Raw genomic sequence first — 25,493 nt, 5'->3', positions numbered from 1 at the left:
GTCAAGGTCCGTCGACCCTGCAGAGCCCCGTTCCGCTCAGCGCAGGAGGCCGGGGGTCGCGGCCGCCAGCACGTCGGCGATCCGGTCCCAGGTCGCCCCGTCGCGCGCGACCGGTGGCAGGAGTTCTCCCGCCCCCGTGCCCCAGGCCGTGGCCAGGGCCACGGGGTCGTCGCCGGTCACGGCGCCCCCTGCGAGGGCCGCCGCGCCGAGGGCGACGAGCTCCTCGGCGGCGGGGACGATCAGGGGCCGCCCGGAGAGCCTGCGTACGGTGTCGGTCCAGGCCCGGCCGCGCGCGCCGCCTCCGATCAGCCGCAGCGGACGGTCGCGCACGGCGGGCTCCGCCGGGTCGAGGCCGCAGGCGGCGAGGAGTTCGTCGAGCGCGCGGAGCACGGTGAAGGCCGCACCCTCGTACGCGGCACCGAGGATCGCCCGCGGATCGGTGCCGTGCCGCAGCCCGGTGACGAGTCCGGCGGCGTGCGGCAGGTCGGGGGTGCGCTCGCCGTCGAGGTACGGCAGTACGACGACTCCGGCGTCACCGCCCGCCGTGGCGTCCTCGCGGTCGAGCCCCAGGAGCGTGGCGAACCGGTCCACGGCGAGCGTGCAGTTGAGGGTGCAGCCGAGCGGGAGGTACGTGCCGTCGGTCGCGGCGAACCCGGCGAGCCCGGGGTCGGCCGGCCGGGCGCGGGTGGCGGCGAAGACCGTGCCCGAGGTGCCGAGGCTCACGACCGGGTGGTCGAGCAGGCCCGCGCCGCCCAGGCCGAGGCCGACGGCGGCGGCCATGTTGTCACCGGTGCCGGCGGCGACAGCGACCGTACGGGGCAGTCCGAGGGCCTCGGCGGCGGCCGCGGTGAGGGTGCCGACGCGGGTGGCGCCGGACGGCGCGACGGTGGGCAGCAGGGCGGGGTCGAGGCCGAGGAGGTCCAGGATCTCCGGGTCGTAAGTGCCGGAGGAGCCGGAGGAGCCGGAGGAGCCGGAGGAGCCGGAGGAGCCGGAAGTGCCGGAGGAGCCGTCGCCGCCCGCGCCCCTGGCCCCGCCCCCGCCCCCGGCCCCTACCCCTGTCCTGGCCCCCGTCCCCGTCCCCGCCCCGGTCCCGTACCAGCAAGTCCCCGAGGCGTCCCCGGGGTCGGTCACCGCGACGCCGGTGAGGCGCTCGGTGAGGTGGTCGTGGGGGAGGCGGACGCCGGTGGCCGCCGCGGCGTGCGCCGGCTCGTGCTCGCGCAGCCACTGCCACTTCGCGGCGGTCATCGAGGCGACGGGAACCGAACCGGTGCGCTCCAGCCAGGACTTCGGTCCGCCGAGGGCGGCGGCGAGGGCTGCGGCCTGGGGCGCCGAGCGGGTGTCGTTCCAGAGGAGCGCGGGACGCAGCGGCCTGCCGTCGGCGCCGAGCGCGACCAGGCCGTGCTGCTGTCCGGCGACCGCGATGCCGGTGACGGAGCCGTTCGGGACGCCGGCGTCCCGAACGGCCGCGCGGACGGCGGTGACGAGGGCGGTCCACCACTCCTCGGGGTCGGTCTCGCGGGCTCCCCCGGTGCCGGTGACGGTGTGCGGGGCGCGGCCCACGGCGAGGAGTTCGCCGCTCTCCACGTCGACGACGACGGCCTTGGTGGACTGCGTGGAGCTGTCCACGCCGATCACGACGGGGCGGCTGGTGCGCACGCCCTCACCTCATCTCTCGCTGATTGTCCCGGGGGCGGGTCTGGCGCCGGAGCACCCAGTCCCGTATTAGTTATCTCAGAAAACAAATCCGGCGACCAGACCTGGGCGCCACTCGGCAGACGAGCATCGAGAGAAGGACACACCATGCCGGAGCGCTTCTCCCCCACCCCCGAGGACCGGTTCACCTTCGGGCTGTGGACCGTCGGCTGGCAGGGCCGCGACCCCTTCGGCGAGGCCACCCGCCCGGCCCTCGACCCGGTCGAGGCGGTCGAGCGGCTCGCCGCGCTCGGCGCGTACGGCATCACGTTCCACGACGACGACCTCATCCCCTTCGGCGCCTCGGAGGGCGAGCGCGACACCGCCGTCAAGCGCTTCCGCGCCGCCCTGGAGCGGACGGGCCTCGCGGTCCCGATGGCGACGACCAACCTCTTCACCCACCCGGTGTTCAAGGACGGCGCCTTCACCGCCAACGACCGGGACGTGCGCCGGTTCGCCCTGCGCAAGACCCTCCGCAACATCGACCTGGCCGTCGAGCTCGGCGCGACCGTGTACGTGGCCTGGGGCGGCCGGGAGGGCGCCGAGTCCGGTGCCGCCAAGGACGTCCGGGTCGCGCTGGACCGTATGAAGGAGGCCTTCGACCTCCTCGGCGAGTACGTCACCGAGCAGGGCTACGACCTGCGCTTCGCGATCGAGCCCAAGCCGAACGAGCCGCGCGGCGACATCCTGCTGCCCACCATCGGGCACGCGCTCGCCTTCATCGAGCGGCTTGAGCGCCCCGAGCTCGTCGGGGTGAACCCGGAGACGGGCCACGAGCAGATGGCCGGCCTGAACTTCCCGCACGGCATCGCTCAGGCGCTGTGGGCGGGCAAGCTCTTCCACATCGACCTCAACGGCCAGTCGGGCATCAAGTACGACCAGGACTTCCGCTTCGGGGCGGGCGATCTGCGTCAGGCGTTCTGGCTGGTGGACCTGTTGGAGACGGCCGGGTACGCGGGGCCGCGCCACTTCGACTTCAAGCCGGTGCGGACCGACGGCGCGGACGGGGTGTGGGAGTCCGCGAAGAACTGCATGCGCAACTACCTGGTCCTCAAGGAGCGCGCGGCGGCCTTCCGCGCCGACCCGGACGTCGAGGGGGCGCTCGCGGCCTCCCGGCTGCCCGAGCTCGCCGTGCCCACGGCGGCCGACGGTCTCGCCGCGCTGCTCGCCGACCCGACGGCGTACGAGACCTTCGACCCGGACGCGGCGGCGGCCCGCTCGATGGCCTTCGAGCACCTCGACCAGCTGGCCCTGGAGCACCTGCTCGGCGTCCGCTGAGGGACCCCGCCGCACGCCGGCCGTACGGAATGCCGAGGCCCCGCCGTACCGCCGTACGCCGGCCGTACGGAGAGCCGAGGCCCCGCCGTACGGAGCCGGGGACCCCGCCCGTACGGCGGAGGAGTCAGCGCCCCGCCAGGGTGGAGCGGCGGACGACCAGCTCCGGCTGGAGCACCACGTGCTCGTGCCGGTGCTCGTCCGCCCGCTCGCCGGTCTCCTCCAGGAGCAGCTCCGCCGCCCTGGCCCCGAGCGTGAGCGCCGGCTGCCGTACGGACGTCAGGGGTACGGTGGCGGCCGCCGCGAACTCGATGTCGTCGTAGCCGACGATGGCCATGTCCTCCGGGACCCGGACCCCGGCCGCGTACAGCGACTGGAGGACCCCGAGGGCGAGCAGGTCGTTGGCGCAGAAGACCGCGGTCGGACGGTCGGAGAGGCCGAGGAGACGGGCGCCCGCGTCGCGCCCTGAGGCCACGTCGAGGCGTTCGGCCGGGAGTTCCCGGAGGGCCGAGGCGGGCAGACCGGCCTCGGCGAGCGCGAGGAGCGCGCCCTCGCGCCGGTCGCGGATCTGCTGGAGGTGGGACGGGCCGCTGACGTAGGCGAAGGACCGGTGTCCCGCCGCCGCGAGGTGGCGGATGGCCAGGGAGCCGCCGACGACGTCGTCGACGGAGACCGAGCAGCCCGCGCCGTCGCCCGCGACCCGGTCGACGAGCACGGAGGGGATGCCGTGGCGGCGGAAGTCGCGCAGGTTCGCCCCGCTGGGGTCGGCCGGGGTGACGAGGACGCCGCGGACGCGCTGCTCGGCGAAGAGGGAGAGGTAGTCGGCCTCGTCGCGCGCGTTCTGGTCGCTGTTGCAGACCATGACGCCCAGGCCGGCCGCGCGGGCGGTCCGCTCGGCGCCGCGCGCGATGTCGACGAAGAACGGGTTGCCCATGTCGAGGACGAGCAGGGCCATGATCCTGCTGCGGCCCGCGCGGAGCTGGCGGGCGGACTCGCTGCGGACGTAGCCGAGGCGTGCGATGACCCGCCGCACGTGCTGGAGCGTCGCGGGTGAGACCCGGTCCGGCTGGTTGATCACGTTGGAGACGGTGCCGACGGAGACGCCCGCCTCGCGTGCCACGTCCTTGATGCCGACGTTCCCGACCGTCCGCGCGGTGTCCGTCATCCGTCCCACCTGGTCCGTCCTGCCCCTGCCGCCACCCGGTCCGGGTGGGCTTCCGCCCCGCGTTTCATCCTATGCGGCCGTCCGCCGCGACCCGGCCACTCGTCGCCACCCGGCCACTCGTCGCCACCCGGCCGCCCGCAGCCCGGTCCGCAGCCCGGCCGTCCCCGGCGCGGTCCCCGGCCCGTCATGCGAGGTGGAAGACCTCGGTCAGCGGGCGCATGGCCGCGTCGGGCGCCCGGCCGTCCAGCTCCTCGAAGAACTCCGCCATCTCGGCCTGCCAGCGGGCGTTGACCTCGGCGGCCTCCATCGCGGCGCGCGCCCGGTCGAAGTCCGGGGTCTCCAGGTAGCCGACGAGCAGCCCGTCCTCGCGCAGGAAGAGGGAGTAGTTGTGCCAGCCGGCCGCGGAGAGCGCGGCGAGCATGTCGGCCCAGACGTGCCGGTGCCGCTCCCGGTACTCCTCGATCCGCTCGGCCCGGACCTTCAGCAGGAAGCAGACCCGCCGCGTGTTCGTCATCCGGTCTCCCGATCGACTGAAATGTTTCATTTCCGTGGACCAGGACGCTAGGCCGTGGGTGTGATCACGGTCAAGACTCTTGACGATCTGCCGCACGATGGCTAGCTTCCGACGGTGAAATGAATCGATTCATTTCAAGGTTTCAAGGACTCCGAGGTGGACATGCCCGACATCGCTGCCGTGAAGGCCGCACTCGCCGCCCAGCGGATCGAAACGCCCTCCTGGGGCTACGGCAACTCCGGGACCCGGTTCAAGGTCTTCGCGCAGCCGGGCGTCCCCCGGAACCCGTACGAGAAGCTCGACGACGCGGCGCAGGTCCACGCCTTCACCGGTGTCGCCCCCAAGGTGTCGCTGCACATCCCCTGGGACCGGGTCGACGACTACGCCGCCCTCGCCGCGTACGCCAAGGAGCGCGGGCTCGAACTGGGCGCGATCAACTCCAACACCTTCCAGGACGACGCCTACCGGCTCGGCAGCGTCTGCCATCCGGACGCCGCCGTGCGCCGCAGGGCCGTGGACCATCTCCTCGACTGCGTCGACATCATGGACGCGACCGGCTCGGGCGATCTGAAGCTGTGGTTCGCGGACGGCACGAACTACCCCGGTCAGGACGACATCACCGCCCGGCAGGAGCGTCTCGCGGAGTCCCTGGCCGAGGTGTACGAGCGGCTCGGTGAGGGGCAGCGGATGCTCCTGGAGTACAAGTTCTTCGAGCCGGCCTTCTACGCGACCGACGTGCCGGACTGGGGCACCGCGTACGCCCACTGCCTCAAGCTGGGCCCGAAGGCGCAGGTGGTCGTGGACACCGGCCACCACGCGCCGGGCACCAACATCGAGTTCATCGTCGCCGTGCTCCTGCGGGAGGGGAAGCTCGGCGGCTTCGACTTCAACTCGCGGTTCTACGCGGACGACGACCTGATGGCCGGGGCCGCCGACCCCTTCCAGCTCTTCCGGATCATGTACGAGGTCGTCCGCAACGGCGGCCTGGAGCCGGCCGCGAACATCGCCTTCATGCTCGACCAGTGCCACAACATCGAGGCGAAGGTCCCCGCGGTGATCCGATCCGTGGCGAACGTCCAGGAGGCCACCGCCAAGGCGCTGCTCGTCGACCGCGAGGCCCTCGCCGCCGCGCAGCGGGACGGGGACGTGCTCGCCGCCAACGCCGTCCTGATGGACGCCTACGACACCGACGTACGGCCCCTGCTGCGCGGACTGCGCGAGGAGCTGGGCCTCGACCCGGACCCGGTCGCCGCCTACCTCCGCTCCGGACGGCAGGAGCGGACCGCTACCGAGCGCGTCGGCGGCGACCAGGCCGGCTGGGGCGCGTGACCCCTCTCGACATCCGTTCGCATCCTGCCCGAAAGAAGAGCACATGACCCCGGCCACACACCCCGTCGTCGCCTCCCTCGTACAGCGGGCGCACCGGCTCGGCTCCGATCCCCGCACGACCAACTACGCCGGCGGCAACGCCTCCGCGAAGGGCTCCGTCACCGACCCCGTGACCGGCGGCCCGACCGACCTCATGTGGGTGAAGGGCTCCGGCGGCGACCTGGGCACGCTCACCGAGGACGGGCTGGCGGTGCTGCGCCTCGACCGGCTGCGCGCGCTCGTCGACGTCTACCCGGGCGTCGAGCGCGAGGACGAGATGGTCGCCGCCTTCGACCACTGCCTGTACGGCAAAGGGGGCGCGGCCCCGTCCATCGACACCGCCATGCACGGCCTGGTGGACGCCGCGCACGTCGACCACCTCCACCCGGACGCGGGAATCGCGCTGGCCTGCGCCGCCGACGGGGAGAAGCTGACCGCCGAATGCTTCGGCTCCACGGTGGTCTGGGTGCCCTGGCGGCGCCCCGGCTTCCAGCTGGGCCTCGACATCGCCGCCGTGCAGGCGGCCCACCCGCGGGCCGTCGGCTGCGTCCTCGGCGGGCACGGGATCACCGCCTGGGGCGACACCTCGGAGGAGCGCGAGCGGAACGCGCTGCACATCATCCGCACCGCCGAGGCCTTCCTCGCCGAGCGGGGCCGCCCGGAGCCCTTCGGCCCGGTCGTCGAGGGGTACGCGCCCCTGCCCGACGCCGAGCGGCGGGAGCGGGCCGCCGCGCTCGCCCCGTACGTCCGGGGGCTCGCCTCGCAGGACCACCCGCAGGTCGGCCACTTCACCGACTCCGAGGAGGTGCTCGACTTCCTCGCCCGTGCCGAGCACCCGCGGCTCGCCGCCCTCGGCACCTCCTGCCCCGACCACTTCCTGCGCACCAAGGTCCGGCCGCTCGTCCTCGACCTGCCGGCCGACGCGCCCGTCGAGCGGGCGGTCGCCCGCCTGCGGGAGCTGCACACCGCGTACCGCGAGGAGTACGCGGCCTACTACGCGCGGCACGCCACCCCGGACTCCCCCGCCATGCGGGGCGCGGACCCGGCGATCGTCCTCGTCCCCGGCGTGGGCATGTTCTCCTTCGGCCGCGACAAGCAGACGGCGCGGGTCGCGGGCGAGTTCTACGTCAACGCGATCAACGTCATGCGCGGGTCCGAAGCCGTCTCCGCGTACGCGCCGATCGAGGAGGCGGAGAAGTTCCGCATCGAGTACTGGGAGTTGGAGGAGGCCAAGCTGCGGCGGATGCCGAAGCCGAAGCCGCTCGCCACCCGGGTCGCGCTGGTGACGGGCGCGGGCAGCGGCATCGGCAGGGCCATCGCCCACCGGCTGGTCGCCGAGGGCGCCTGCGTGGTGGTCGCCGATCTCGACGCCGCGAACGCGGCGGCGGTCGCGGAGGAGCTGGGCGGCCCCGACAGGGCGGTGCCCGTCGCCGTGGACGTCACGTCGGAGGAGCTGATCGAGGCCGGGTTCCGGTCGGCGCTGCTCGCCTTCGGCGGGGTGGACCTGATCGTCAACAACGCGGGCATCTCGATCTCCAAGCCGCTCCTGGAGACCACGGCGCGGGACTGGGACGTGCAGCACGCCATCATGGCGCGGGGCTCGTTCCTCGTCTCCCGGGAGGCCGCGCGGGTCATGACGGCGCAGGGGCTCGGCGGCGACATCGTCTACATCGCTTCCAAGAACGCGGTCTTCGCCGGCCCGAACAACATCGCCTACTCCGCGACCAAGGCCGACCAGGCCCATCAAGTGCGGCTTCTCGCCGCCGAGTTGGGTGAGCACGGGATTCGAGTCAACGGCGTCAACCCGGACGGCGTGGTGCGCGGCTCGGGCATCTTCGCCGGTGGCTGGGGTGCCCAGCGGGCCGCCACGTACGGCATCGCGGAGGAGGAGTTGGGGGCCTTCTACGCCCAGCGGACCCTGCTCAAGCGGGAGGTTCTGCCGGAGCACGTCGCCAACGCCGTCTTCGCTCTCGTCGGCGGCGACCTCGGTCACACCACCGGGCTCCACGTTCCGGTGGACGCGGGCGTGGCGGCCGCCTTCCTCCGATGAGCGGACCGCGCGGGGTGTTCGCGGCGGCGGACCTGGGGGCCACCAGCGGACGGGTGATGCTCGGCCGGGTCGGCGCCGACCGCCTGGACCTCACCGAAGCCCACCGGTTCCCCAACACCCCGGTCCGGTTGCCCGACGGACTGCGCTGGGACGCGCTCGCCCTCTTCCGGGGCGTCCTGGACGGGCTGCGCGTGGCGGCCCGTTCCGGCGGGGTCGCCTCCGTCGGGGTCGACACCTGGGCGGTGGACTACGGACTCCTCGACGCGGACGGCTCCCTCCTCGGCAATCCGTACCACTACCGCGACCCACGGACCGACGGCGCCGCCGAGGCCGTGTGGGCGCGGGTCGGCCCGGCGGAGCTGTACCGGGTCACCGGCCTCCAGCACCTCCCCTTCAACACCGTCTTCCAGCTCGCCTCGGCCGCCGGAACGGCCCAACTGGGTGCCGCACGCGCGCTGTTGCTGATGCCGGACCTGATGGTCCACTGGCTGACCGGTACGGTCGGCGCCGAGGAGACGAACGCCTCCACCACGGGCCTCTTCGACGCCGTCGCGGGCACCTGGTCCGGGGAGCTCCTGGGCCGGCTGGGCGTCGACCCCGGGCTGCTGCCGCCGCTCCGCTCACCCGGCGACCCTGCGGGCGAACTCCTGCCGTACGTGGCCGAGTTCACCGGTCTCGACGCCCGTACGCCGGTGACGACGGTCGCCTCGCACGACACGGCGTCGGCGGTGGTCGCCGTCCCGGCGACCGCTCCGGACTTCGCCTACGTCTCCTGCGGCACCTGGTCCCTGGCCGGGCTGGAGCTGGACTCCCCGGTGCTCACCGAGGAGTCCCGGGCGGCCAACTTCACCAACGAGCGCGGGGTGGACGGCACCGTCCGCTTCCTGCGCAACATCATGGGCCTGTGGCTCCTGGAGGAGTGCCGCCGGACGTGGGCGGGGCGCGGGCTCACCGCCGGCCTGCCGGAGCTGCTCGGCGAGGCCGTGCGGGCGGAGCCCTTCGCGGCGCTCGTCGACCCGGACGCGCCGGAGTTCCTGGCCCCGGGCGACATGCCGGAGCGGATACGCGCCCACTGCCGCGGGACGGGGCAGCAGGCGCCCGAAAGTCCCGGGGCGGTGGTCCGCTGCGTCCTGGAGAGCCTGGCCCTGGCTCACCGGCGCACCCTGCGACAGGCCGCCGAACTGGCCGGCCGGGAGATCGCACGGGTCCATCTGGTGGGCGGCGGAGCCCGCAACGAGCTGCTGTGCCAGTGGACGGCGGACGCCACCGGGCTGCCGGTCGCCGCCGGTCCCGTCGAGGCCACCGCCCTCGGCAACGTCCTCGTCCAGGCGCGGGCCGCCGGGCTCGTCGGGGATCTCCCCTCGACGCGTCGGCTCGTCGCGCGGACGCAGCCCCTGCGACACTACGTACCGCGGAAGGACCCCGCCGGCCGGGCCGCCTGGGACGCGGCCGCCGCCCGAACCGAACCGTCCCCGAGGAACCCGTGATGCGCGTCGCCCTCTTCGTCACCTGCGTCAACGACGCCGTCTTCCCGGCGACGGGCGTCGCCACCGTCCGGATTCTCGAACGGCTCGGCATGGAGGTCGACTTCCCCGCCGCGCAGACCTGTTGCGGGCAGCCGCAGTTCAACACCGGCTACCGCAAGGAGACCGAGCCGCTGGTGCGGCGCACGGTCCGGGCCTTCGAGGGGTACGACCACGTGGTCGTCCCGTCCGGTTCGTGCGCGGCGATGGTGCGCCACCACTATCCGTCGTTCGGCGCGGAGGCGGCGGACCTGGCCCCGCGCGTGTACGAGCTGACGGAGTTCCTGGTGGACGTGGTCGGCGTGACGGACGTGGGCGCGTACTTCCCGCACCGGGTGACGTACCACCCGTCCTGTCACGGGCTCCGGATGCTCGGGCTCGGGGAGCGGCCCCGGCGGCTCCTGGAGGCGGTGAAGGGCCTGGAGCTCGTGGAGCTGCCGGGGGCGGAGGAGTGCTGCGGCTTCGGCGGCACCTTCGCCGTGAAGAACCCCGACGTGTCGGCGGCCATGGGCGACGACAAGATCACGAACGCGCTGTCCACGGGCGCCGAGGTGCTGTGCGGCGCGGACAACTCCTGCCTGCTGCACCTGGGCGGCATGGTGCGGCGGCGCGAGGACCCGCTGCGGACACTGCATCTGGCGGAGATCCTGGCGAGCACGGAAGAGGAGCCCTGGCGGTGAGCGGAACCTATGTCGGAATGCCGTCCTTTCCGGAGGCGGCGCACGAGGCGGTCGGCGACACGACGCTGCGGGCGAACCTGCGGCACGCGACGCACACCATCCGGGACAAGCGGGCGCGGGCGGTCGCCGAGCTCGACGACTGGGCCGCGCTGCGCGAGGCCGGGAAGCGGATCAAGGACGAGACGCTGCGTCATCTGGACACGTATCTGGTCCGGTTGGAGGAGGCGGTGACCGCCGCGGGCGGCACCGTGCACTGGGCGGCCGACGCGGCGGAGGCCAACCGGATCGTCACCGACCTGGTGAAGGCCACCGGCGAGACCGAGGTGGTCAAGGTCAAGTCGATGGCCACCCAGGAGATCGGGCTCAACGAACACCTGGAGGCCGAGGGCATCGCCGCCTACGAGACGGATCTGGCGGAGCTCATCGTGCAGCTCGGCGAGGACCGGCCCTCGCACATCCTGGTCCCGGCGATCCACCGCAACCGGGGCGAGATCCGCGACATCTTCCGCGAGAAGATGGCCGGTTGGGGCCGTCCGGCGCCCGAGGGGCTGAGCGACACCCCGGCCGAGCTCGCCGAGGCGGCCCGGCTGCACCTGCGGGAGAAGTTCCTGCGGGCGAAGGTCGGGATCTCGGGCGCGAACTTCATGGTCGCCGAGACCGGCACCCTCGTCGTCGTCGAGTCCGAGGGCAACGGCCGCATGTGCCTGACCCTGCCCGAGACCCTCATCTCCGTCGTCGGCGTGGAGAAGGTCGTGCCGACCTGGCGGGACCTGGAGGTGTTCCTCCAGACGCTGCCCCGCTCGTCGACGGCCGAGCGCATGAACCCGTACACCAGCATGTGGACCGGCACGGCGGACGACGACGGACCCTCGGCCTTCCATCTCGTGCTCCTCGACAACGGCCGGACGAACGCCCTCGCCGACGAGGTGGGGCGGCAGGCCCTGCGCTGCATCCGCTGCTCGGCCTGTCTCAACGTCTGCCCGGTGTACGAGCGGGCCGGCGGTCACGCCTACGGCTCCGTCTATCCGGGCCCGATCGGCGCCATCCTCACCCCCCAGCTCCGGGGCACGGCGAGCGAGATCGACGCCTCGCTGCCGTACGCCTCCTCGCTCTGCGGCGCCTGCTACGAGGTCTGCCCCGTCGCCATCGACATCCCCGAGGTCCTGGTGCACCTGCGCGAGCGGGTGGCCGAGGAGGGCGGGAAGGGCCACCGGCTGGAGAAGGCCGCCGTCAAGGCCTCCACCTGGGTACTGGACCACCCCACGGCGCTCGCCACCGGCGAGCGACTGGCCTCCGCGACCCGGAAGCTCCACCCGAAGCGACTGCCGGGCCCCGGCGCCCGCCAGTGGTCCGACCACCGCGACCTGCCGGAGATGCCAGCCGAACCGTTCCGCGACTGGTGGAAGAGGAACCGCACATGACCGAGGCCACCTCCGCACGCGAGCGGATCCTCGCCCGGATCCGCGCCGCCGTCGCGGACGCGCCCGAGGCCCCCGCCGTCACCCGCGACTACCGGACGAGCCACACCGCGGACGACCCGGCGGCCCTCCTGGACCTGCTCCACGAGAACCTCGCGGAGTACCGGGCCCACGTCCACCGCACCGCTCCCGGCGGACTCGCCGCGCTGATCGCCCGGCTGCTCGCGGAGCGCGGTGCCCGCAGCGTCGTCGTCCCGCCCGGGCTGCCCGCCGGCTGGCTCGCCGCCACCGACGCCGTCCAGCGGCCAGACGGGCCCCGGTCGACCCCGTACGAGCTCGACGGCACCGACGCCGTGGTGACGGGGTGCGCGCTGGCGATCGCCGAGACCGGCACGATCGTCCTCGACGGCGGCCCGGGGCAGGGCCGCCGCGCCCTCACCCTCGTCCCCGATCTGCACGTCTGCGTGGTCCGGGCACCGGAACAGGTGGTGGCCTCCGTCCCGCTGGCGCTCCCCCGGCTCGACCCCGGGCGACCGCTCACCTGGATCTCCGGACCTTCCGCGACGAGCGACATCGAACTCGACCGGGTCGAGGGCGTCCACGGCCCCCGGACGCTCGAGGTGATCCTGGTGACCGGCTCCTGAGACCGGTGACCGGCTTCTGAGAGCAGAACGGAGCGGCCGGACCTCCGTAGGGGTCCGGCCGCTCCGTACATGCTCGCCTTACGCCGATTCCCGGCGGACCAGCTCCGTGGGGAGGATGACCGCCGCCGGTTCCTCGCCCGCTATCCGGGCCAGGAGCGTCCGCACCATCTCGGTGCTGATCCGGTCCCACGGCTGGCGGATGGTGGTGAGCGAGGGGCGGGTGGAGACGGCCGCCGGGGAGTCGTCGAAGCCGCCCACCGCGATGTCCTCGGGGACCCGCCGGCCCGCGCGGGCCAGCGCGTCGAGCACTCCCTGCGCCATCAGGTCGGAGGCGACGAAGACCGCGTCGATGTCCGGGGCGCGCTCCAGGAGGGCGAGGGCCGCGTCCTCGCCGCTCGCCCGGCTGTAGTCGCCGGTGGCGACGAGGTTCTCGTCGACGGGAAGCCCGACCTCGGCGAGCGTCTCTCGGTAGCCGGCGAGGCGTTCGACGCCGCCCGGGGTGTCGAGGGGGCCGCTGACGGTGGCGATCCGCCGGCGCCCGGTGGCGTACAGGTGGCGCACCATGTCGCGGGCGCCGTCGCGGTCGTCGGCCGCGACGTAGCCGATCTTGGCGGTGTGGCCGAGCGGCTTGCCGCAGGCGACGACGGGCACGCCGGCCTCGTGCAGCCGGGCCACCACGGGGTCGCCGGAGTGGCTGGAGACGAGGAGGACGCCGTCGACGTGGCCGGCCTCGATGTAGCGGAGGTTGCGGCGGCGTTCGTCCTCGGTGCCCGCGATCATCAGGAGGAGCGGGATGTCCTGGGCGGCGAGTGCCTGGGTGCAGGCCCGCAGCAGGACGTTGAAGTTGGGGTCCTCGAAGAAGCGCTCCTGCGGCTCGCTCAGGAGGAAGGCGACCGAGTCGGACTTGCCGGTGATCAGCGAGCGGGCGTGCCGGTTGACGACGTATCCCGTTCTTCGGATCGCGGCGTCGACGGCGGCCTTGGCCGTCGGGCTGACGTAGTGGCCGCCGTTGAGGACACGGGAGACGGTTCCGCGCGAGACCCCGGCCTCGCGGGCCACGTCGTGGATGGTCGCCGGGCGGCGCCTGCTCGCTGCTGTGCTCATGCTGTGTGGTTCCCCTCGCTCCCCTGTGTTCAGGACTTTACGGCGCCGGAGAGCAGATCGAGGCTCCAGAAGCGCTGGATGACGAGGAAGAGGGCGATGAGCGGGACGATGGCGAGCAGCGCGCCGGTGATCACGAGGTTGTAGAGGGAGGGCTGGCTCGCGCCCTGCTTGAGCAGGGTGAAGAGGCCGACGGTCATGGGGAACTTCTCGTCGTCGCCGAGCATGATGAACGGCAGCAGGAAGTTGTTCCAGATGGCGACGAACTGGAAGAGGAAGATCGTCACCAGGCCCGGGGACATCATCGGCATGCCGATCCGCAGGAAGATCCGCCACTCTCCGGCGCCGTCCATGCGGCCGGCCTCGACGAGCTCCATGGGGATGGCGGCCTCGGCGTAGATGCGGCCGAGGTAGACGCCGTACGGGGAGAGGACCAGCGGCAGCAGCACGGACGCGTAGGTGTCCGTCATGTCGGCCTCGGCCATGAGCAGGTACTGCGGGATGGCGAGGATGACCGGGGGCATGAGGACGCCGGTGAGCATGATGTTGAAGAAGGCCTCGCGGCCGCGGAACCGGTAGACGGCGAGGGCGTATCCGGCGAACGCGGAGACGACGGTGGACAGGACGGCGCCGAGCCCCGCGTAGACGATCGAGTTGCCCATCCAGCGCCAGTAGATGCCCTCGCGGTAGGCGGTGAGATCGGAGACGTTGTCGCCGAGGCCGTTGCCGGGGAGGAAGGTGAAGGTGGAGAAGAGGTCGGAGGCCGGTTTGGTGGCGGCGACCAGGACCCAGGCGACGGGCAGCAGGCAGTAGAGCGCGCCGAGGACGAGTGCGGCCGTCGGCAGCAGCGCGGTGCGGCGGGGGCCGGGGGCCCGCCCGCCGGAGGCAGGGGGAGGACCCTGGGAGGTGCCGGGGGTGGTCCCGGCGGCGGGGGCCGTCTTACGCGGCGGCGAGGGGGCGATCCCGGTCATCGGGTGGCTCCTTGCGTGGTGCGGCGGTTGGAGAGCCTGAGGAGGGCGAAGGAGAGGACGAAGGTGGCGAGGGCGAGCACGACGGCGGTGGCCGAGGCCGCGTAGATGTTCCCGCCGGTGAAGGCGTCGTTGTAGACCTTCATCAGGGGGCTCCAGGTGGTGGGGATGCCGTTGGTGAGCGGCCGGAGCGTGGTGGGCTCGTTGAAGACCTGGAGGGTGGCGATGATCGAGAAGAAGAAGGTGAGCACCAGGGAGGGCGCCACCATCGGGATCTTGATGCGGAGCGCGATCTGGAGCTGCGAGCAGCCGTCGAGCTTCGCCGCCTCGTACACCTCGTTGGGCAGGGAGCGCAGCGCGGTGTAGATGACGATCATGTTGAAGCCGGTGCCGCCCCAGACGGCGATGTTCGCCATGGAGAAATAGAGCGGTCCGCCGTCCATGAGGTCGGGCTGCGGGAGTCCGAGGGCGTCGAGGAGGTAGTGGAAGGGGCTGACGTCCGGGAGGTAGAGGAAGCCCCACAGGAGGGCGGCGATGACTCCGGGGACGGCGTACGGCAGGAAGATCGCGAGCCGGGCGAAGGAGCGGGCGCGGACGCGCTCCGAGTCGAGCAGGAGCGCGAAGAAGAGGGCGAGGCCCAGCATGACGGGGACGACGATGGCGCCGTAGCCGAGGATGCGCAGGGCGCTGTGGGCGAGTTCGGAGTCGGTGAGGGCGGAGGTGTAGTTCTCCAGGCCGGCCCAGACCTCGCTGCGGGAGCCCTTGCCGAGGCCGAGGCCCTTGACCTCGATGCGGTGGAAGCTGAGCCAGACCGCGTAGCCGATGGGCAGGGCGAAGAAGAGGACGAAGAGGGCGGCGGCGGGGAGGAGGAAGCCGTACGGGGCTGCCTTGACCCCGTACGACCGGCGCACGCCCTGGGAGGGCTGTGTCACTTGGCGACCTCGAATCCCTGCTTCTTCAGGTCCGCGACGGTGGTGGACTGAACGGCGGACAGGGCTGCGTCGAAGCCGGACTTGGCCTTGGCGGCCTTGCCGAACTGGTCCTTGAAGGCGGTGTAGGCGACGTTCACGTTGGGGCCCCAGGCGGCCGGCGCGGTGGTCTTCGCTATCTCGGCGGCGCGGGTGTAGAAGTCGGGCTGGTTCGGGAAGAAGGCGGGTGCCTTGGCGAGGGCGCCGCTGGTCTGGGCGGCGGTGGCCGCCGGGTAGATGCCGCCCTCCTTGACGAGCGCGGCGAGGGCCTTCGGGTCGGTGTTCAGCCAGGTGGCGAACTTCGCCGCGGCGGCCTTGTGCTTCGAGTCGGTGGTGACGGCGGTGGTGGAGCCGCCCCAGCTGCCGGTGGCGGCGGCGCCCTCGGTCCACTGCGGAAGGGGGGCCATGGCCCACTTGCCCAGGGTGTCGGGGGCGGCGGTGGTGAGGACGCCGGGGGCCCAGACGGCGCTGACCCAGGCGATCTGCTCGCCGGTGTTGAGGGCCTTGTTCCAGGCGGGGGTGTACATGGGCTGGTTGCCGATGGCGCCCTCGGCGACGAGACCGCCCCAGAAATCGGTGACCTTCTTGGTGGCGGCGTCGTCGAAGCCGATCTTCCAGGTGTCGCCCTCGAAGGTCCACCACTTGGCGCCGGCCTGCTGGGAGAGGCCGGCGAAGAGGCCGGGGTCGTTGGCGGAGAAGGTGGTCAGGGACTTGGCGGGGGCCTTCTTCTTCAGGTCGCGGGCGGTGGCGGCGAACTCGTCCCAGGTGGTGGGGACGGAGAGGCCGTACTGCTTGAAGAGGTCCTGGCGGTAGAAGAACATCAGCGGCCCGGTGTCCTGCGGCAGGGCGTACACGGCCTCGCCGCCGAAGGTGGCCTGCTGCCAGATGCCGGGGGCGAACTTGTCCTTGACGCCCTGGACCTCCTCCGCGATGTCGGCGAGGGCGTCGTTGCTGACCAGGGTCGGGAGGGCCTGGTACTCGGCCTGGACGAGGTCGGGGGCCTGGTGCGCCTTCACCGCGGTGATGACCTTGGTGACGAGGTCTTCTCCGGAGGCCTGCTTCTGCACCGTGACCTTGATGTCGGGGTGTTCGGCGTTCCAGAGGGCGACGACCTTGTCCATGCCGGGCGCCCAGGACCAGTAGGTGAGCGAGACGGGGCCGGCGCCGGCCCCGTCGCCGGAGTCGGAGGATCCACAGGCGGTGAGCGCGGTGGCGGCGAGGAGGACGGCGGTGGCGGCGGCGAGGCTGCGGCGCATCGTGTGGGGCATGGGTACTTCTCCCTGACCGAAAGGGGCCTCTCCCTCGAACGGAGAGACCGGCCATGCATCTGTGAGCGTTCACAGTAGAGAAACGTTCCGGACACTTGTCAATGGTTGTTCGTGTGCGGTTATGTTGCGTTGCCACATCGAGATCGAGTGTGTGCACGTTCCCAGCGAACAGCTTCTTCCATCAGCCAAGGTTTCAGGAGACACCCATGCCGCAGTCCACCTCCAAGGGCCTGCACCGGCTCGCGTTCGGCGGGGACTACAACCCCGAACAGTGGCCGGAAAGCGTCTGGCAGGAGGACGTCCGGCTGATGCAGGAGGCCGGCGTCACCATGGTGAGCGTCGGCATCTTCTCCTGGGCCCTCCTGGAGCCCGAGCCGGGCCGGTACGACTTCGGCTGGCTCGACCGGCTCCTCGACCTGCTCCACGCCCACGGCGTCCGGGTCGACCTGGGGACACCCACCGTCGCGCCGCCCGCCTGGTTCTACCGCGCCCACCCCGAGGCCCTCCCCGTCACCGCCGAGGGCATGCGCTACGCCTTCGGTTCACGCGGGGCGATCTGTCACAGCTCGTCCGCCTACCGGGCGGCCGCGGCCGGGATCACCACCGAACTGGCCCGCCGCTACGGCAGCCACCCGGCGCTCGCGCTCTGGCACGTCCACAACGAGTACGGCGTGCCCGTCAGCGCCTGCTACTGCGACAGCTGCGCCGCCCACTTCCGCCACTGGCTCCACGAGACGTACGGCTCGGTGGAGGCCGTGAACGAGGCCTGGGGCACCGCCTTCTGGGGGCAGCGCTACGCCTCGTACGAGGAGATCGACCCGCCCCGGGCCACCCCCACCGTCGGCAACCCCGCCCAGCAGCTCGACTACCGGCGCTTCGCCGACGCCACCATCCGGGAGAACTTCCGGACGGAACGGGACATCCTGCACGAGCTGGCCCCCGGCATCCCCGTCACCACCAACTTCATGACCGCGCTCAGCCAGTGCGACTCGCTCGACTACTGGGCCTGGGGCCGCGAGGTCGACCTCGTCACCAACGACCACTACCTGATCACCGACGGCCGCCGCACCCACGTCAACCTGGCCATGGCCGCCGACCTCACCCGCTCCGTCGCCGGCGGTGCGCCCTGGCTGCTCCTGGAGCACTCCACGTCGGGCGTGAACTGGCAGGCCCGCAATCCCGCCAAGCGCCCCGGCGAGATGGCCCGCAACTCCCTCGCCAACGTCGCCCGCGGCTCCGAGGGCGCCATGTTCTTCCAGTGGCGCCAGTCCCGGCGCGGCGCCGAGAAGTTCCACTCCGCGATGGTCCCGCACGGCGGCGCCGACACCCGCGTCTGGCGCGAGGTCGTGGCCCTCGGGGCCGACCTCGACGCCCTCACGGAGCTGCGCGGCACCCGGACCGTCCCGGACGTCGCCGTGCTCTGGGACTGGCACTCCTGGTGGGCGCAGAACCTGGAGTGGCGGCCGAACCAGGCCCACGATGCCCGCGAGCGCGCCGACAGCTTCTACGAGACCCTCTACGACCGGCACCTCACGGTCGACTTCGCCCACCCCGAGGCCGACCTCTCCGCCTACCCCCTGGTCGTGGTCCCCGCGCTCTACCTCACCACCGAGGCCGCCGGGCAGAACCTCCGCGAGTACGTCGAGAACGGCGGCACGCTCGTCGTCTCGTACTTCTCCGGGATCGTCGACGAGCACGACGCCGTGCACCCCGGCGCCTACCCGGGCGCCCTGCGGGACGTCCTCGGTCTCACCGTCGAGGAGTGGTCCCCGCTCCTCGACGACGAGAACGTACGGATCACCGGTCCCGGCGGCGCCTCGCTGAGCGGCGACGTGTGGACCGAGTTCGTCCGGCCGCGCGGCGCCGAGACCGTGTGGACGTACGCCGACGGGCCGGCCGCCGGCGGACCCGCGGTCACCCGGCACCGGCTCGGCCGGGGCACCGCCTGGTACGTCTCCACCCGGCTCGACGCGGCCTCGCTCGACGCGATCGTCGCCGCCGCCTGCGAGGACGCCGGAGTCCCCACGCGCGCCGCGCTCCCGCGTGACGTGGAGGTCGTGCGCCGCTCGGGCGAGGGCGGGCGGTACCTGTTCGCCCTCAACCACTCCGCCGAGGACGCCGACGTGCCGCTCGACGGCTCGGGGACCGAGCTGCTCGGCACCCGGGAGCCCGGTGGCACGCCGGTCGACGGGAAGTTCACCGTCCCGGCCGGCGCCGTCAGGGTCGTCCGCCTGGACGCCTGACCTGACCGCACCACGACACCACCGCGCATCCCCGCTGATCACCGCTGATCACCGCATCACCCCCCTCCCCCGGCCTGCCGCCGGGGCCCCCGATCTCCCCGGGGGCGGCAGCGCCCGCTGCGCCGCCCCCGGGTGAGCCGCACCACCCGTAAGGAACCACCCGCACCACACTTCACATTGGCCACCGTCGAAGGGACTCGACGATGCACCCCGTACGAAGCAGCGCCCGAAGCAGCACCCACAGCCGCGTCCGAAGCCGCATACCCGGCCGCATACCCAGCCGCATCCGTATGCGGGCCGTGGCCGTCGCCGCGGCACTGGGGGCCCTGCTCCTGGCCCCGCTGCCCGCCGCCCAGCAGGCCGAGGCCGCCGCCGCCCTCACCAACGCCGGATTCGAGAGCGACGCCGCCGGGACCGCCACCCCGGCCGGCTGGTCCACCTACTCGGCGGCCGGCCAGAACGCCGCCTCGTTCACCGAGGCCGGGGGCCACGGCGGCAGCTACCGCCTCAGCCACTGGTCGGCGTCGGCGTACAAGGTCGAGACGTACCAGTACCTCTCCGGGCTCGCCAACGGCACGTACACGCTCAGCGCGTGGGTCCGCTCCGGCGGCGGGCAGAACTCCGCCTACCTGGCGCTGCGCAACTGCGGCTCCGCCGAACAGCGCACCGACCTGCCGGTGACGTCCAACGGCGCCTGGATACGGCTCGTCACCTCCGTCACCGTGACCGGCGGCGCCTGCACCGTCAGCGTCAACTCCGACGCCAACGCCGGGAACTGGCTCAACGTCGACGACCTGACCTTCACCTCCGGCACGACCGGGCTCGCGGTCAGGGGCGTCGACCTGTCGGCCCTCAAGAAGAGCGAGGACCTCGGCGGGACCTACCGCACCGCCGCGGGCGTCACCGGGGACCCGGTCGCCATCCTGAAGAACGCGGGCGCGACCTACGGCCGCCTCAAGGTGTGGGTGAATCCGGCCGACGGCTACAACGACAAGGCACGCGTCCTCGCCACCGCCCAGCGGATCAAGGCCCAGGGCATGAAGCTCCTCGTCGACTTCCACTACTCCGACATCTGGGCGGACCCGGGCGCCCAGAGCAAGCCCGCCGCCTGGGCCGGCCACTCGTACTCCCAGCTCACCACGGACGTCTACAACCACACCTACGACGTCCTCAACGCCCTGAAGGCGCAGGGCACCACGGCCGACATGGTGCAGATCGGCAACGAGATCAACACCGGCATGCTCTGGCCCGAGGGCTCGACGTCCAACTGGTCACAGCTCGCCGGGCTGCTCAAGTCCGGTATCTCGGCGGCCAAGGCGGTCTCCTCCGGCACGCAGATCGCCCTGCACCTCGCCCACGGCGGCGACAACGCCCTCTACCGCACCTGGTTCGACAACGCGACCGCGCAGGGCGTGAGTTACGACGTCATCGCGCTCTCCTTCTACGGCTACTGGCACGGCGCCCTCTCCTCGCTCCAGACCAACCTGGACGACATCTCGGCCCGTTACGGCAAGAAGGTCATGGTCGCGGAGACCGCGTACCCGTTCCGTCTCGACAGCGAGGACGGCCACGAGAACATCATCGACCTGTCGAGCGAACTGGTCTCCGGCTACCCGGCGAGCAGCGCCGGCCAGTCGGCCTGGCTGCGGGACATCATGAACGTCGTCGAGGCCGTGCCGAACGGCCGCGGTCTCGGGGTCGTCTACTGGGAGCCGGCGTGGACCGCCGTCACCGGCAACGGCTGGGACCCGACCGACTCCTCCTCCGGCAACGGCTGGGAGAACCAGGCCCTGTTCGACTACGACAGCAAGCTGCTCCCTGCGGCGAGCTGGCTCGCGCACCGCTGACCGACAACTCGACGAAAGGGCGGGCTCGTTCACGAGCCCGCCCCTTCCGCATGCCGTGACTACCACTCGGCGAGCGAGCCGTCGTCCCGTCGCCAGGCCGGGTTGCGCCAGCGGTGCCCGATCTCGGCGGCCCGCTCGACCGCCTTCTCGTCGACCTCGATGCCGAGACCCGGCCCGGTGGGCAGGGCCACGTGCCCGTCCTCGTACTTGAAGACCGAGGGGTCCACGAGGTAGTCGAGCAGGTCGGAGCCGGTGTTGTAGTGGATGCCGAGGCTCTGCTCCTGGATCAGCAGGTTCGGCGCGGCGAAGCCGACCTGGAGGCAGGAGGCGAGCGCGATCGGACCCAGCGGGCAGTGCGGGGCGAGGGAGACGTCGTACGCCTCGGCCATCGCGGCGATCCTGCGCACCTCGGAGATGCCGCCCGCGTGCGAGAGGTCCGGCTGCGCGACCGCGATGCCCTGCTCGAGGACCTTCTTGAAGTCCCAGCGGGAGTAGAGGCGTTCGCCGGTCGCGATCGGGATGGAGGTGGAGCGGACGATGTCGCCGATGTGGTCGCTCATCTCCGGGACGACCGGCTCCTCCACGAAGAAGGGCAGGTACGGCTCCAGGAGCGGCAGGACGCGGCGGGCCATGGGCGCGGTGAGGCGGCCGTGGAAGTCGATCGCGATGTCGAACTCGTCGCCGACGGCCTCGCGGATGGACGCGACCCGGTCCACGATCGCCTGGGTGGCGGCCGGGGTGTCGATGAGCCGCAGCTGCGCCGAGGCGTTCATCTTGATCGCGGTGAAGCCCTCGTTCTTGCGGGCCAGGGCCTCGGAGGCGACCTCGTCGGGGCGGTCGCCGCCGATCCAGCTGTAGACCCGGGCGCGGTCGCGGACGTTGCCGCCGAGGAGCTGCCAGACGGGGACGCCGAGGGCCTTGCCCGTGATGTCCCACAGGGCCTGGTCGATGCCGGCGATGGCACTGGAGAGGATGGGGCCGCCCCGGTAGAAGCCGCCCTTGGTGAGGACCTGCCAGTGGTCCTCGATCTTCATCGGGTCCTGGCCGATCAGGTAGTCCGAGAGCTCCTCGACGGCGGCGGCCACGGTGTGGGCGCGGCCCTCGACGACGGGCTCGCCCCAGCCGGTGATGCCCTCGTCGGTGTCGATGCGCAGGAAGCACCAGCGCGGGGCGACGATGTAGGTGCGCAGGGAGGTGATCTTCACTTGGACTCCTTCTTCACGGTCCAGCCGCCGTCGACGACCAGGTTCGTTCCGGTGATGTACGTGGCGTCGGCCGAGGCGAGGAAGGCGACGGCGGACGCCACCTCCTCGGGGCGGCCGAGCCGGGCGAGCGCGGTGGCGTCGGCGGAGATCCGCCGTCCCTCCTCGTCGACGTCGTTCCACACCTCGGTGAGGATCGGCCCCGGCAGGACGGAGTTGAAGCGCACGTCCGGCCCGTACTCGACGGCGAACTGGCGGATCAGGGCGCACATGCCGCCCTTCGCGGCGGCGTACGCGGGGTAGCCGGGCAGGCCGAAGTCCGCGTGCACGCTGGAGGTGGCGACGACGCTGCCGCGCTCGGCGCGCAGGTCGTCGAGGAAGGTGCGGGTGGCGAGGAAGAGGGCCCGCAGGTTGACCGACATCTCCCGGTCCCAGGTGGCGACGGGGAGCTCGTGGGCGGCGGCGAGGGTGTGGATGAAGGCGTTGCTGTGGAGGATGGACACCCGGCCGAAGCGGGTGTGGGCCTCCTCGCGCAGGGCGGCCCAGTCCTCCTCGGAGGAGACGTCGCAGCGTACGTAGGCGGCTCGGCCGCCGTCGGCGCGGATCGCCGCGGCGACGGCCTCACCCGCCTCGTCGGCGATGTCGGAGACGAGGACCGCGGCACCCTCGGCGGCGAGGCGGACGGCGCTGGCGGCGCCGATGCCCGAGGCCGCGCCGGTGACGACGGCGGTCAGTCCGGAGAAACGGTTCATGGTCGTGGGTTCCTGTGCTGTGGCGGTACGGGGACGGGGGACGGCTCGGGAGCCGGGCACGCTCAGCGGCTGATGTCCTGGCCGGCGAGCAGGCCGAGTTCGGTGCGGTGCGGGAGGCCCTCCCAGTCGCCGGGGACCGACACCGCGAAGGCTCCGCAGAGCGCGGCCAGGCGGAGGCGTTCCGGCGGCGGGGAGCCGTCGAGGACGGCGGCGAGGTAGCCGGAGACGAAGGCGTCGCCCGCACCGACGGGGTCGACGGCGGTGACGGGTACGACCGGCTGGACGTGGAGTTCGCCGTCGACGACCGCGAGGGCTCCGTCGGCGCCGAGCTTGATCACGGCCTGCGCCGGTCCGAACCGGGTGAGGGCGCGGGCCATCCGCTCCGGCTCGTCCTCGGGCACGAAGAGGGAGGCCTCCTCGGGTCCGGCGAAGACGATGTCGGCGTGCGGCAGGATGCGGCCCAGTACGCCGGAGGCCTCGGCGCGGCTCCAGAGCCGTTCGCGGAAGTTGACGTCGAAGGAGACGGTCACCCCGGCGGCGCGGGCGAGCCCGACGGCGTGCTCGACGGCGGCCCTGGCGGTGGAGCTCAACGCCGGGGTGATGCCGGTGACATGGAGGATCCGGGCCCCGGCGAGCCACGCTTCGCCGAGGTCCTCCGGGGCGAGCCGGGAGCCCGCGAGTCCGGCGCGGTAGTAGGTGACGCGGAGCCGGTCGGCGGTGCGCCGTTCGCGGAGCATCAGCCCGGTGGGGGCCGCCGGGTCCGTACGGGCGCCGGAGACGTCGACGCCCTCCGCGCGGAGTCCGGCGAGGACCATCGCGCCCGTCGCGTCCTCCCCGACCCGGCCCGTCCAGGCGGAGCGGTGGCCGAGCCGGCTCACGCCTACGGCGACGGTCGCCTCGGCGCCCGCCCAGCCGAGGCGCAGGGGCGCTCCCGTGGTGAACGGCCCGGGTCCGGTGGCGGCGGCCACCGCCATGACCTCGCCGAGGGTGACGAGTTCGGGGTGGGCGGCGGGGGTCGGGGACGTCATCGGCCTATCCCGTCGAGGAAGGCGGCCGCGCGCTCGGCGAGGGCCGTGAGGGAGCCGCCCTCGCAGGCGTCACCGACGAGAGGGCTGCCGATGCCGAGGGCGGTGGCGCCGGCGGCGAGGTAGGCCGGGGCTTCCGCGGCGCCGATGCCGCCGGTCGGGACGAGGGGGATGCCGGGCAGCGGAGCGCGCACGGCGCGGAGGTACTCGGGTCCGCCGGCGGCGGCGGGGAAGAGCTTCACCATGGTGGCCCCGGCGCGCCAGGCGGTGAGGATCTCGGTCGGCGTGTACGCGCCCGGGAGCACCGGGACGCCGAGCCGGACGCCCTCGGCGATGACCTCGACGGAGGTGGTGGGGGTGATGAGGTAGGTGGCTCCGGCCTCGACGGCGGCCTGGGCCTCGGCGGGCGTGGTCACCGTGCCCGCGCCGAGCGCGAGGCCGGGCGGGGCGTCGGCGGAGTACTCGCGCAGCGCGTCGAGGACGCCCGGGGTGGTGAGGGTGAACTCGGCGGCGCGGACGCCGGACGCCCGGAGGGTGTCGGTGACTTCGGCGAGGCGGGTGGCGGAGGTGGCGCGGAGGATCGCGATGACGGGGGCGGCGGCCAGGGCGGCGCGCAGCCCCTCGTGGGCGGCGCTCGGGGTGGCGCCGGTGCTGCTCGGGCCGTCGGTCGGGGTGAGCGGGTGCTCGTGCGGGGTGGTCATGGTGCGGCTCTTCCTTGCGGGTCTGGGGTCTGGGCCGTTCCGCCGGAGTCAGCGGTCGGCGTACGGGGTGGTCGGCAGGCCGGTGGCGCCGGGGCGGCAGACGAAGAGGCGGCCGGCGTCGGGTTCGGCGCGCAGGCGTTCCTCGTCGAGGCCCGCGGTCGCCGTGGTGATGACCAGGACGTCGCGCGCGGGGCCCGCGAAGGCGCAGCTCGTCACGTGCGAGGCGGGCACCTCCACGCGCGCGTGGAGGGTGCCTTCGGGGGTGAAGGCGAGGACCTCGCCGCCGCCCCACACGGCGACCCAGACCCGTCCCTCGCTGTCGACGGTGAGTCCGTCGGGGACGCCCCGGTCGAGGACCGCGAAGGGCCGCCGGTCGCTCAGGGCGCCGGTCTCGGGGTCGTAGGCGAAGACGTCGACGCGGCCGGTGGGGCTGTCGGCGTAGTAGAGGCGGCTGCCGTCGGGGCTCCAGCCGAGGCCGTTGGAGATGGAGACGGAGTCGAGCAGGGTGACGAGGCCGTCGCCGTCGAGGCGGTAGAGGGCGCCCGCGCCGGGGCTCTCGTCGAACGCCATGGTTCCGGCGAGGAGCCGGCCGGCGGGGTCGACGGCGGCGTCGTTCATACGGCGCGGGAGCCCGTCGTCGGGGAACTCGGCTGCGGCGAGTTCGACGGCCTCGGCGACCGGGCGGTCCTCTTCCACACGCAGGAAGGAGGCGCCCGCGGCGACGAGGAGGGCTCCGGAGGCGCAGAGGGCGACGGCGCCGACGGGACGGTCGAAGCGGAGCGTGGCGAGGAGCGCGAGGTCGTGCTCCTCGCTGCCGTCGCTCCCGTCGCGCCCGTCGGTCAGGGCGGCCCGGTGGACGAGCCCCTCGGGGATGTCGACCCAGAGCAGTTCCTGGCGCCGGTCGTCCCAGAGGGGACCCTCCGTCAGGCGGCCGGGCAGTGGGGAGCAGGGCACGGCCCTGAGGTGCAGCATCTGTCCTCCTCGGTTGTCTCCTCAAAAAGCTAGGGCTTCGTCTAACGGTTGTAAATACCCCGCCCCACGCTTCTTCCAACCCTTCGAATAAGATCCTGGGGACAGCGCGGTCGATCG

General features: G+C 72.9%; 21 protein-coding genes. 9 read left to right on the top strand and 12 right to left on the bottom strand.

Going from position 1 to position 25,493, the window contains the following annotated elements; all coding sequences use genetic code 11:
- Positions 1-36 precede the first annotated feature (36 nt).
- Positions 37-1,656, bottom strand: a complete 1,620-nt coding sequence (locus tag OG361_RS34100; RefSeq protein WP_405859737.1) for an FGGY family carbohydrate kinase — start codon at positions 1,654-1,656, stop codon at positions 37-39.
- Between the two features lie 144 nt (positions 1,657-1,800).
- Here OG361_RS34100 and xylA point away from each other — a divergent pair, with 144 nt between their 5' ends.
- Complete coding sequence (gene xylA / locus OG361_RS34095) at positions 1,801-2,970, top strand: xylose isomerase (protein ID WP_405859735.1); 1,170 nt, start codon at positions 1,801-1,803, stop codon at positions 2,968-2,970.
- 124 nt (positions 2,971-3,094) lie between these two features.
- On the opposite strand, the gene OG361_RS34090 is transcribed toward xylA, so the two are convergent.
- Both OG361_RS34090 and OG361_RS34085 read right to left on the bottom strand, forming a co-directional pair.
- Positions 3,095-4,132 (bottom strand): LacI family DNA-binding transcriptional regulator, encoded by a 1,038-nt coding sequence (locus tag OG361_RS34090; protein WP_405859733.1) that lies wholly within the window; start codon positions 4,130-4,132, stop codon positions 3,095-3,097.
- 184 nt (positions 4,133-4,316) lie between these two features.
- Complete coding sequence (locus OG361_RS34085) at positions 4,317-4,646, bottom strand: L-rhamnose mutarotase (RefSeq protein WP_405859731.1); 330 nt, start codon at positions 4,644-4,646, stop codon at positions 4,317-4,319.
- A 162-nt stretch (positions 4,647-4,808) separates the two neighbouring features.
- On the opposite strand from OG361_RS34085, the gene rhaI reads away from it, so the two are divergent.
- Genes rhaI through OG361_RS34055 form a run of 6 tightly spaced genes read left to right on the top strand, consistent with a single transcriptional unit; the run spans position 4,809 to position 12,329 of the window.
- Positions 4,809-5,975: an L-rhamnose isomerase gene (gene rhaI / locus OG361_RS34080; protein ID WP_405859729.1), complete on the top strand. Its 1,167-nt coding sequence runs from the start codon at positions 4,809-4,811 to the stop codon at positions 5,973-5,975.
- Between the two features lie 43 nt (positions 5,976-6,018).
- Complete coding sequence (locus OG361_RS34075) at positions 6,019-8,064, top strand: bifunctional aldolase/short-chain dehydrogenase (protein WP_405859727.1); 2,046 nt, start codon at positions 6,019-6,021, stop codon at positions 8,062-8,064.
- Positions 8,061-9,551, top strand: a complete 1,491-nt coding sequence (locus OG361_RS34070; RefSeq protein WP_405859725.1) for a rhamnulokinase family protein — start codon at positions 8,061-8,063, stop codon at positions 9,549-9,551. The genes OG361_RS34075 and OG361_RS34070 overlap by 4 nt, the downstream gene beginning before the upstream one ends.
- A complete protein-coding gene (locus OG361_RS34065) occupies positions 9,551-10,267 on the top strand; it encodes a (Fe-S)-binding protein (RefSeq protein ID WP_405859723.1) in 717 nt (238 codons plus the stop codon). The genes OG361_RS34070 and OG361_RS34065 overlap by 1 nt, the downstream gene beginning before the upstream one ends.
- Positions 10,264-11,688 carry a LutB/LldF family L-lactate oxidation iron-sulfur protein gene (locus OG361_RS34060; RefSeq protein WP_405859721.1) on the top strand — a complete coding sequence of 475 codons (1,425 nt, stop codon included), beginning with the start codon at positions 10,264-10,266 and terminating at the stop codon, positions 11,686-11,688. Before OG361_RS34065 ends, OG361_RS34060 begins: the two co-directional genes overlap by 4 nt.
- Entirely contained in the window at positions 11,685-12,329 is a 645-nt protein-coding gene (locus tag OG361_RS34055) for a lactate utilization protein C (RefSeq protein ID WP_405859719.1), read from the top strand. The genes OG361_RS34060 and OG361_RS34055 overlap by 4 nt, the downstream gene beginning before the upstream one ends.
- A gap of 78 nt (positions 12,330-12,407) precedes the next feature.
- Here OG361_RS34055 and OG361_RS34050 read toward each other — a convergent pair whose 3' ends face one another.
- From OG361_RS34050 to OG361_RS34035, 4 genes are read right to left on the bottom strand one after another with little or no spacing between them, the layout of a single operon-like run.
- Complete coding sequence (locus OG361_RS34050; RefSeq protein WP_405859718.1) at positions 12,408-13,433, bottom strand: LacI family DNA-binding transcriptional regulator; 1,026 nt, start codon at positions 13,431-13,433, stop codon at positions 12,408-12,410.
- Between the two features lie 29 nt (positions 13,434-13,462).
- A complete protein-coding gene (locus tag OG361_RS34045) occupies positions 13,463-14,401 on the bottom strand; it encodes a carbohydrate ABC transporter permease (RefSeq protein WP_405859716.1) in 939 nt (312 codons plus the stop codon).
- Positions 14,398-15,330, bottom strand: a complete 933-nt coding sequence (locus OG361_RS34040) for a carbohydrate ABC transporter permease (RefSeq protein ID WP_405859714.1) — start codon at positions 15,328-15,330, stop codon at positions 14,398-14,400. The genes OG361_RS34045 and OG361_RS34040 overlap by 4 nt, the downstream gene beginning before the upstream one ends.
- The gene (locus OG361_RS34035; protein ID WP_405859712.1) at positions 15,327-16,634 is read right to left on the bottom strand and encodes an ABC transporter substrate-binding protein; all 1,308 of its coding nucleotides are present in this window, start codon (positions 16,632-16,634) and stop codon (positions 15,327-15,329) included. Before OG361_RS34035 ends, OG361_RS34040 begins: the two co-directional genes overlap by 4 nt.
- A 206-nt stretch (positions 16,635-16,840) precedes the next feature.
- Here OG361_RS34035 and OG361_RS34030 point away from each other — a divergent pair, with 206 nt between their 5' ends.
- Complete coding sequence (locus OG361_RS34030; protein WP_405859710.1) at positions 16,841-18,877, top strand: beta-galactosidase; 2,037 nt, start codon at positions 16,841-16,843, stop codon at positions 18,875-18,877.
- 290 nt (positions 18,878-19,167) lie between these two features.
- Entirely contained in the window at positions 19,168-20,724 is a 1,557-nt protein-coding gene (locus OG361_RS34025; protein WP_405862598.1) for an arabinogalactan endo-beta-1,4-galactanase, read from the top strand.
- Positions 20,725-20,783: 59 nt separating this feature from the next.
- Here the strand turns inward: OG361_RS34025 and dgoD are convergent, their stop codons facing one another.
- The 5 genes from dgoD to OG361_RS34000 all read right to left on the bottom strand — a co-directional run bounded on the left by dgoD (position 20,784) and on the right by OG361_RS34000 (position 25,376).
- Complete coding sequence (gene dgoD, locus OG361_RS34020; RefSeq protein WP_405859708.1) at positions 20,784-21,929, bottom strand: galactonate dehydratase; 1,146 nt, start codon at positions 21,927-21,929, stop codon at positions 20,784-20,786.
- Positions 21,926-22,678, bottom strand: a complete 753-nt coding sequence (locus tag OG361_RS34015) for an SDR family NAD(P)-dependent oxidoreductase (RefSeq protein WP_405859706.1) — start codon at positions 22,676-22,678, stop codon at positions 21,926-21,928. The genes dgoD and OG361_RS34015 overlap by 4 nt, the downstream gene beginning before the upstream one ends.
- Positions 22,679-22,740: 62 nt before the next feature.
- A complete protein-coding gene (locus OG361_RS34010) occupies positions 22,741-23,706 on the bottom strand; it encodes a sugar kinase (RefSeq protein WP_405859704.1) in 966 nt (321 codons plus the stop codon).
- Positions 23,703-24,404 carry a bifunctional 4-hydroxy-2-oxoglutarate aldolase/2-dehydro-3-deoxy-phosphogluconate aldolase gene (locus OG361_RS34005; RefSeq protein WP_405859702.1) on the bottom strand — a complete coding sequence of 234 codons (702 nt, stop codon included), beginning with the start codon at positions 24,402-24,404 and terminating at the stop codon, positions 23,703-23,705. The genes OG361_RS34010 and OG361_RS34005 overlap by 4 nt, the downstream gene beginning before the upstream one ends.
- 48 nt (positions 24,405-24,452) lie before the next feature.
- Positions 24,453-25,376, bottom strand: coding sequence for an SMP-30/gluconolactonase/LRE family protein (locus OG361_RS34000; protein WP_405859700.1), 924 nt, complete (start codon positions 25,374-25,376; stop codon positions 24,453-24,455).
- Positions 25,377-25,493: the final 117 nt, after the last annotated feature.

The organism is Streptomyces sp. NBC_00090, assembly GCF_045160815.1.
GTDB lineage: Bacteria > Actinomycetota > Actinomycetes > Streptomycetales > Streptomycetaceae > Streptomyces.
Note: the sequence above shows the minus strand (reverse complement) of the source record. Positions and strands in the feature narration are given on the sequence as shown.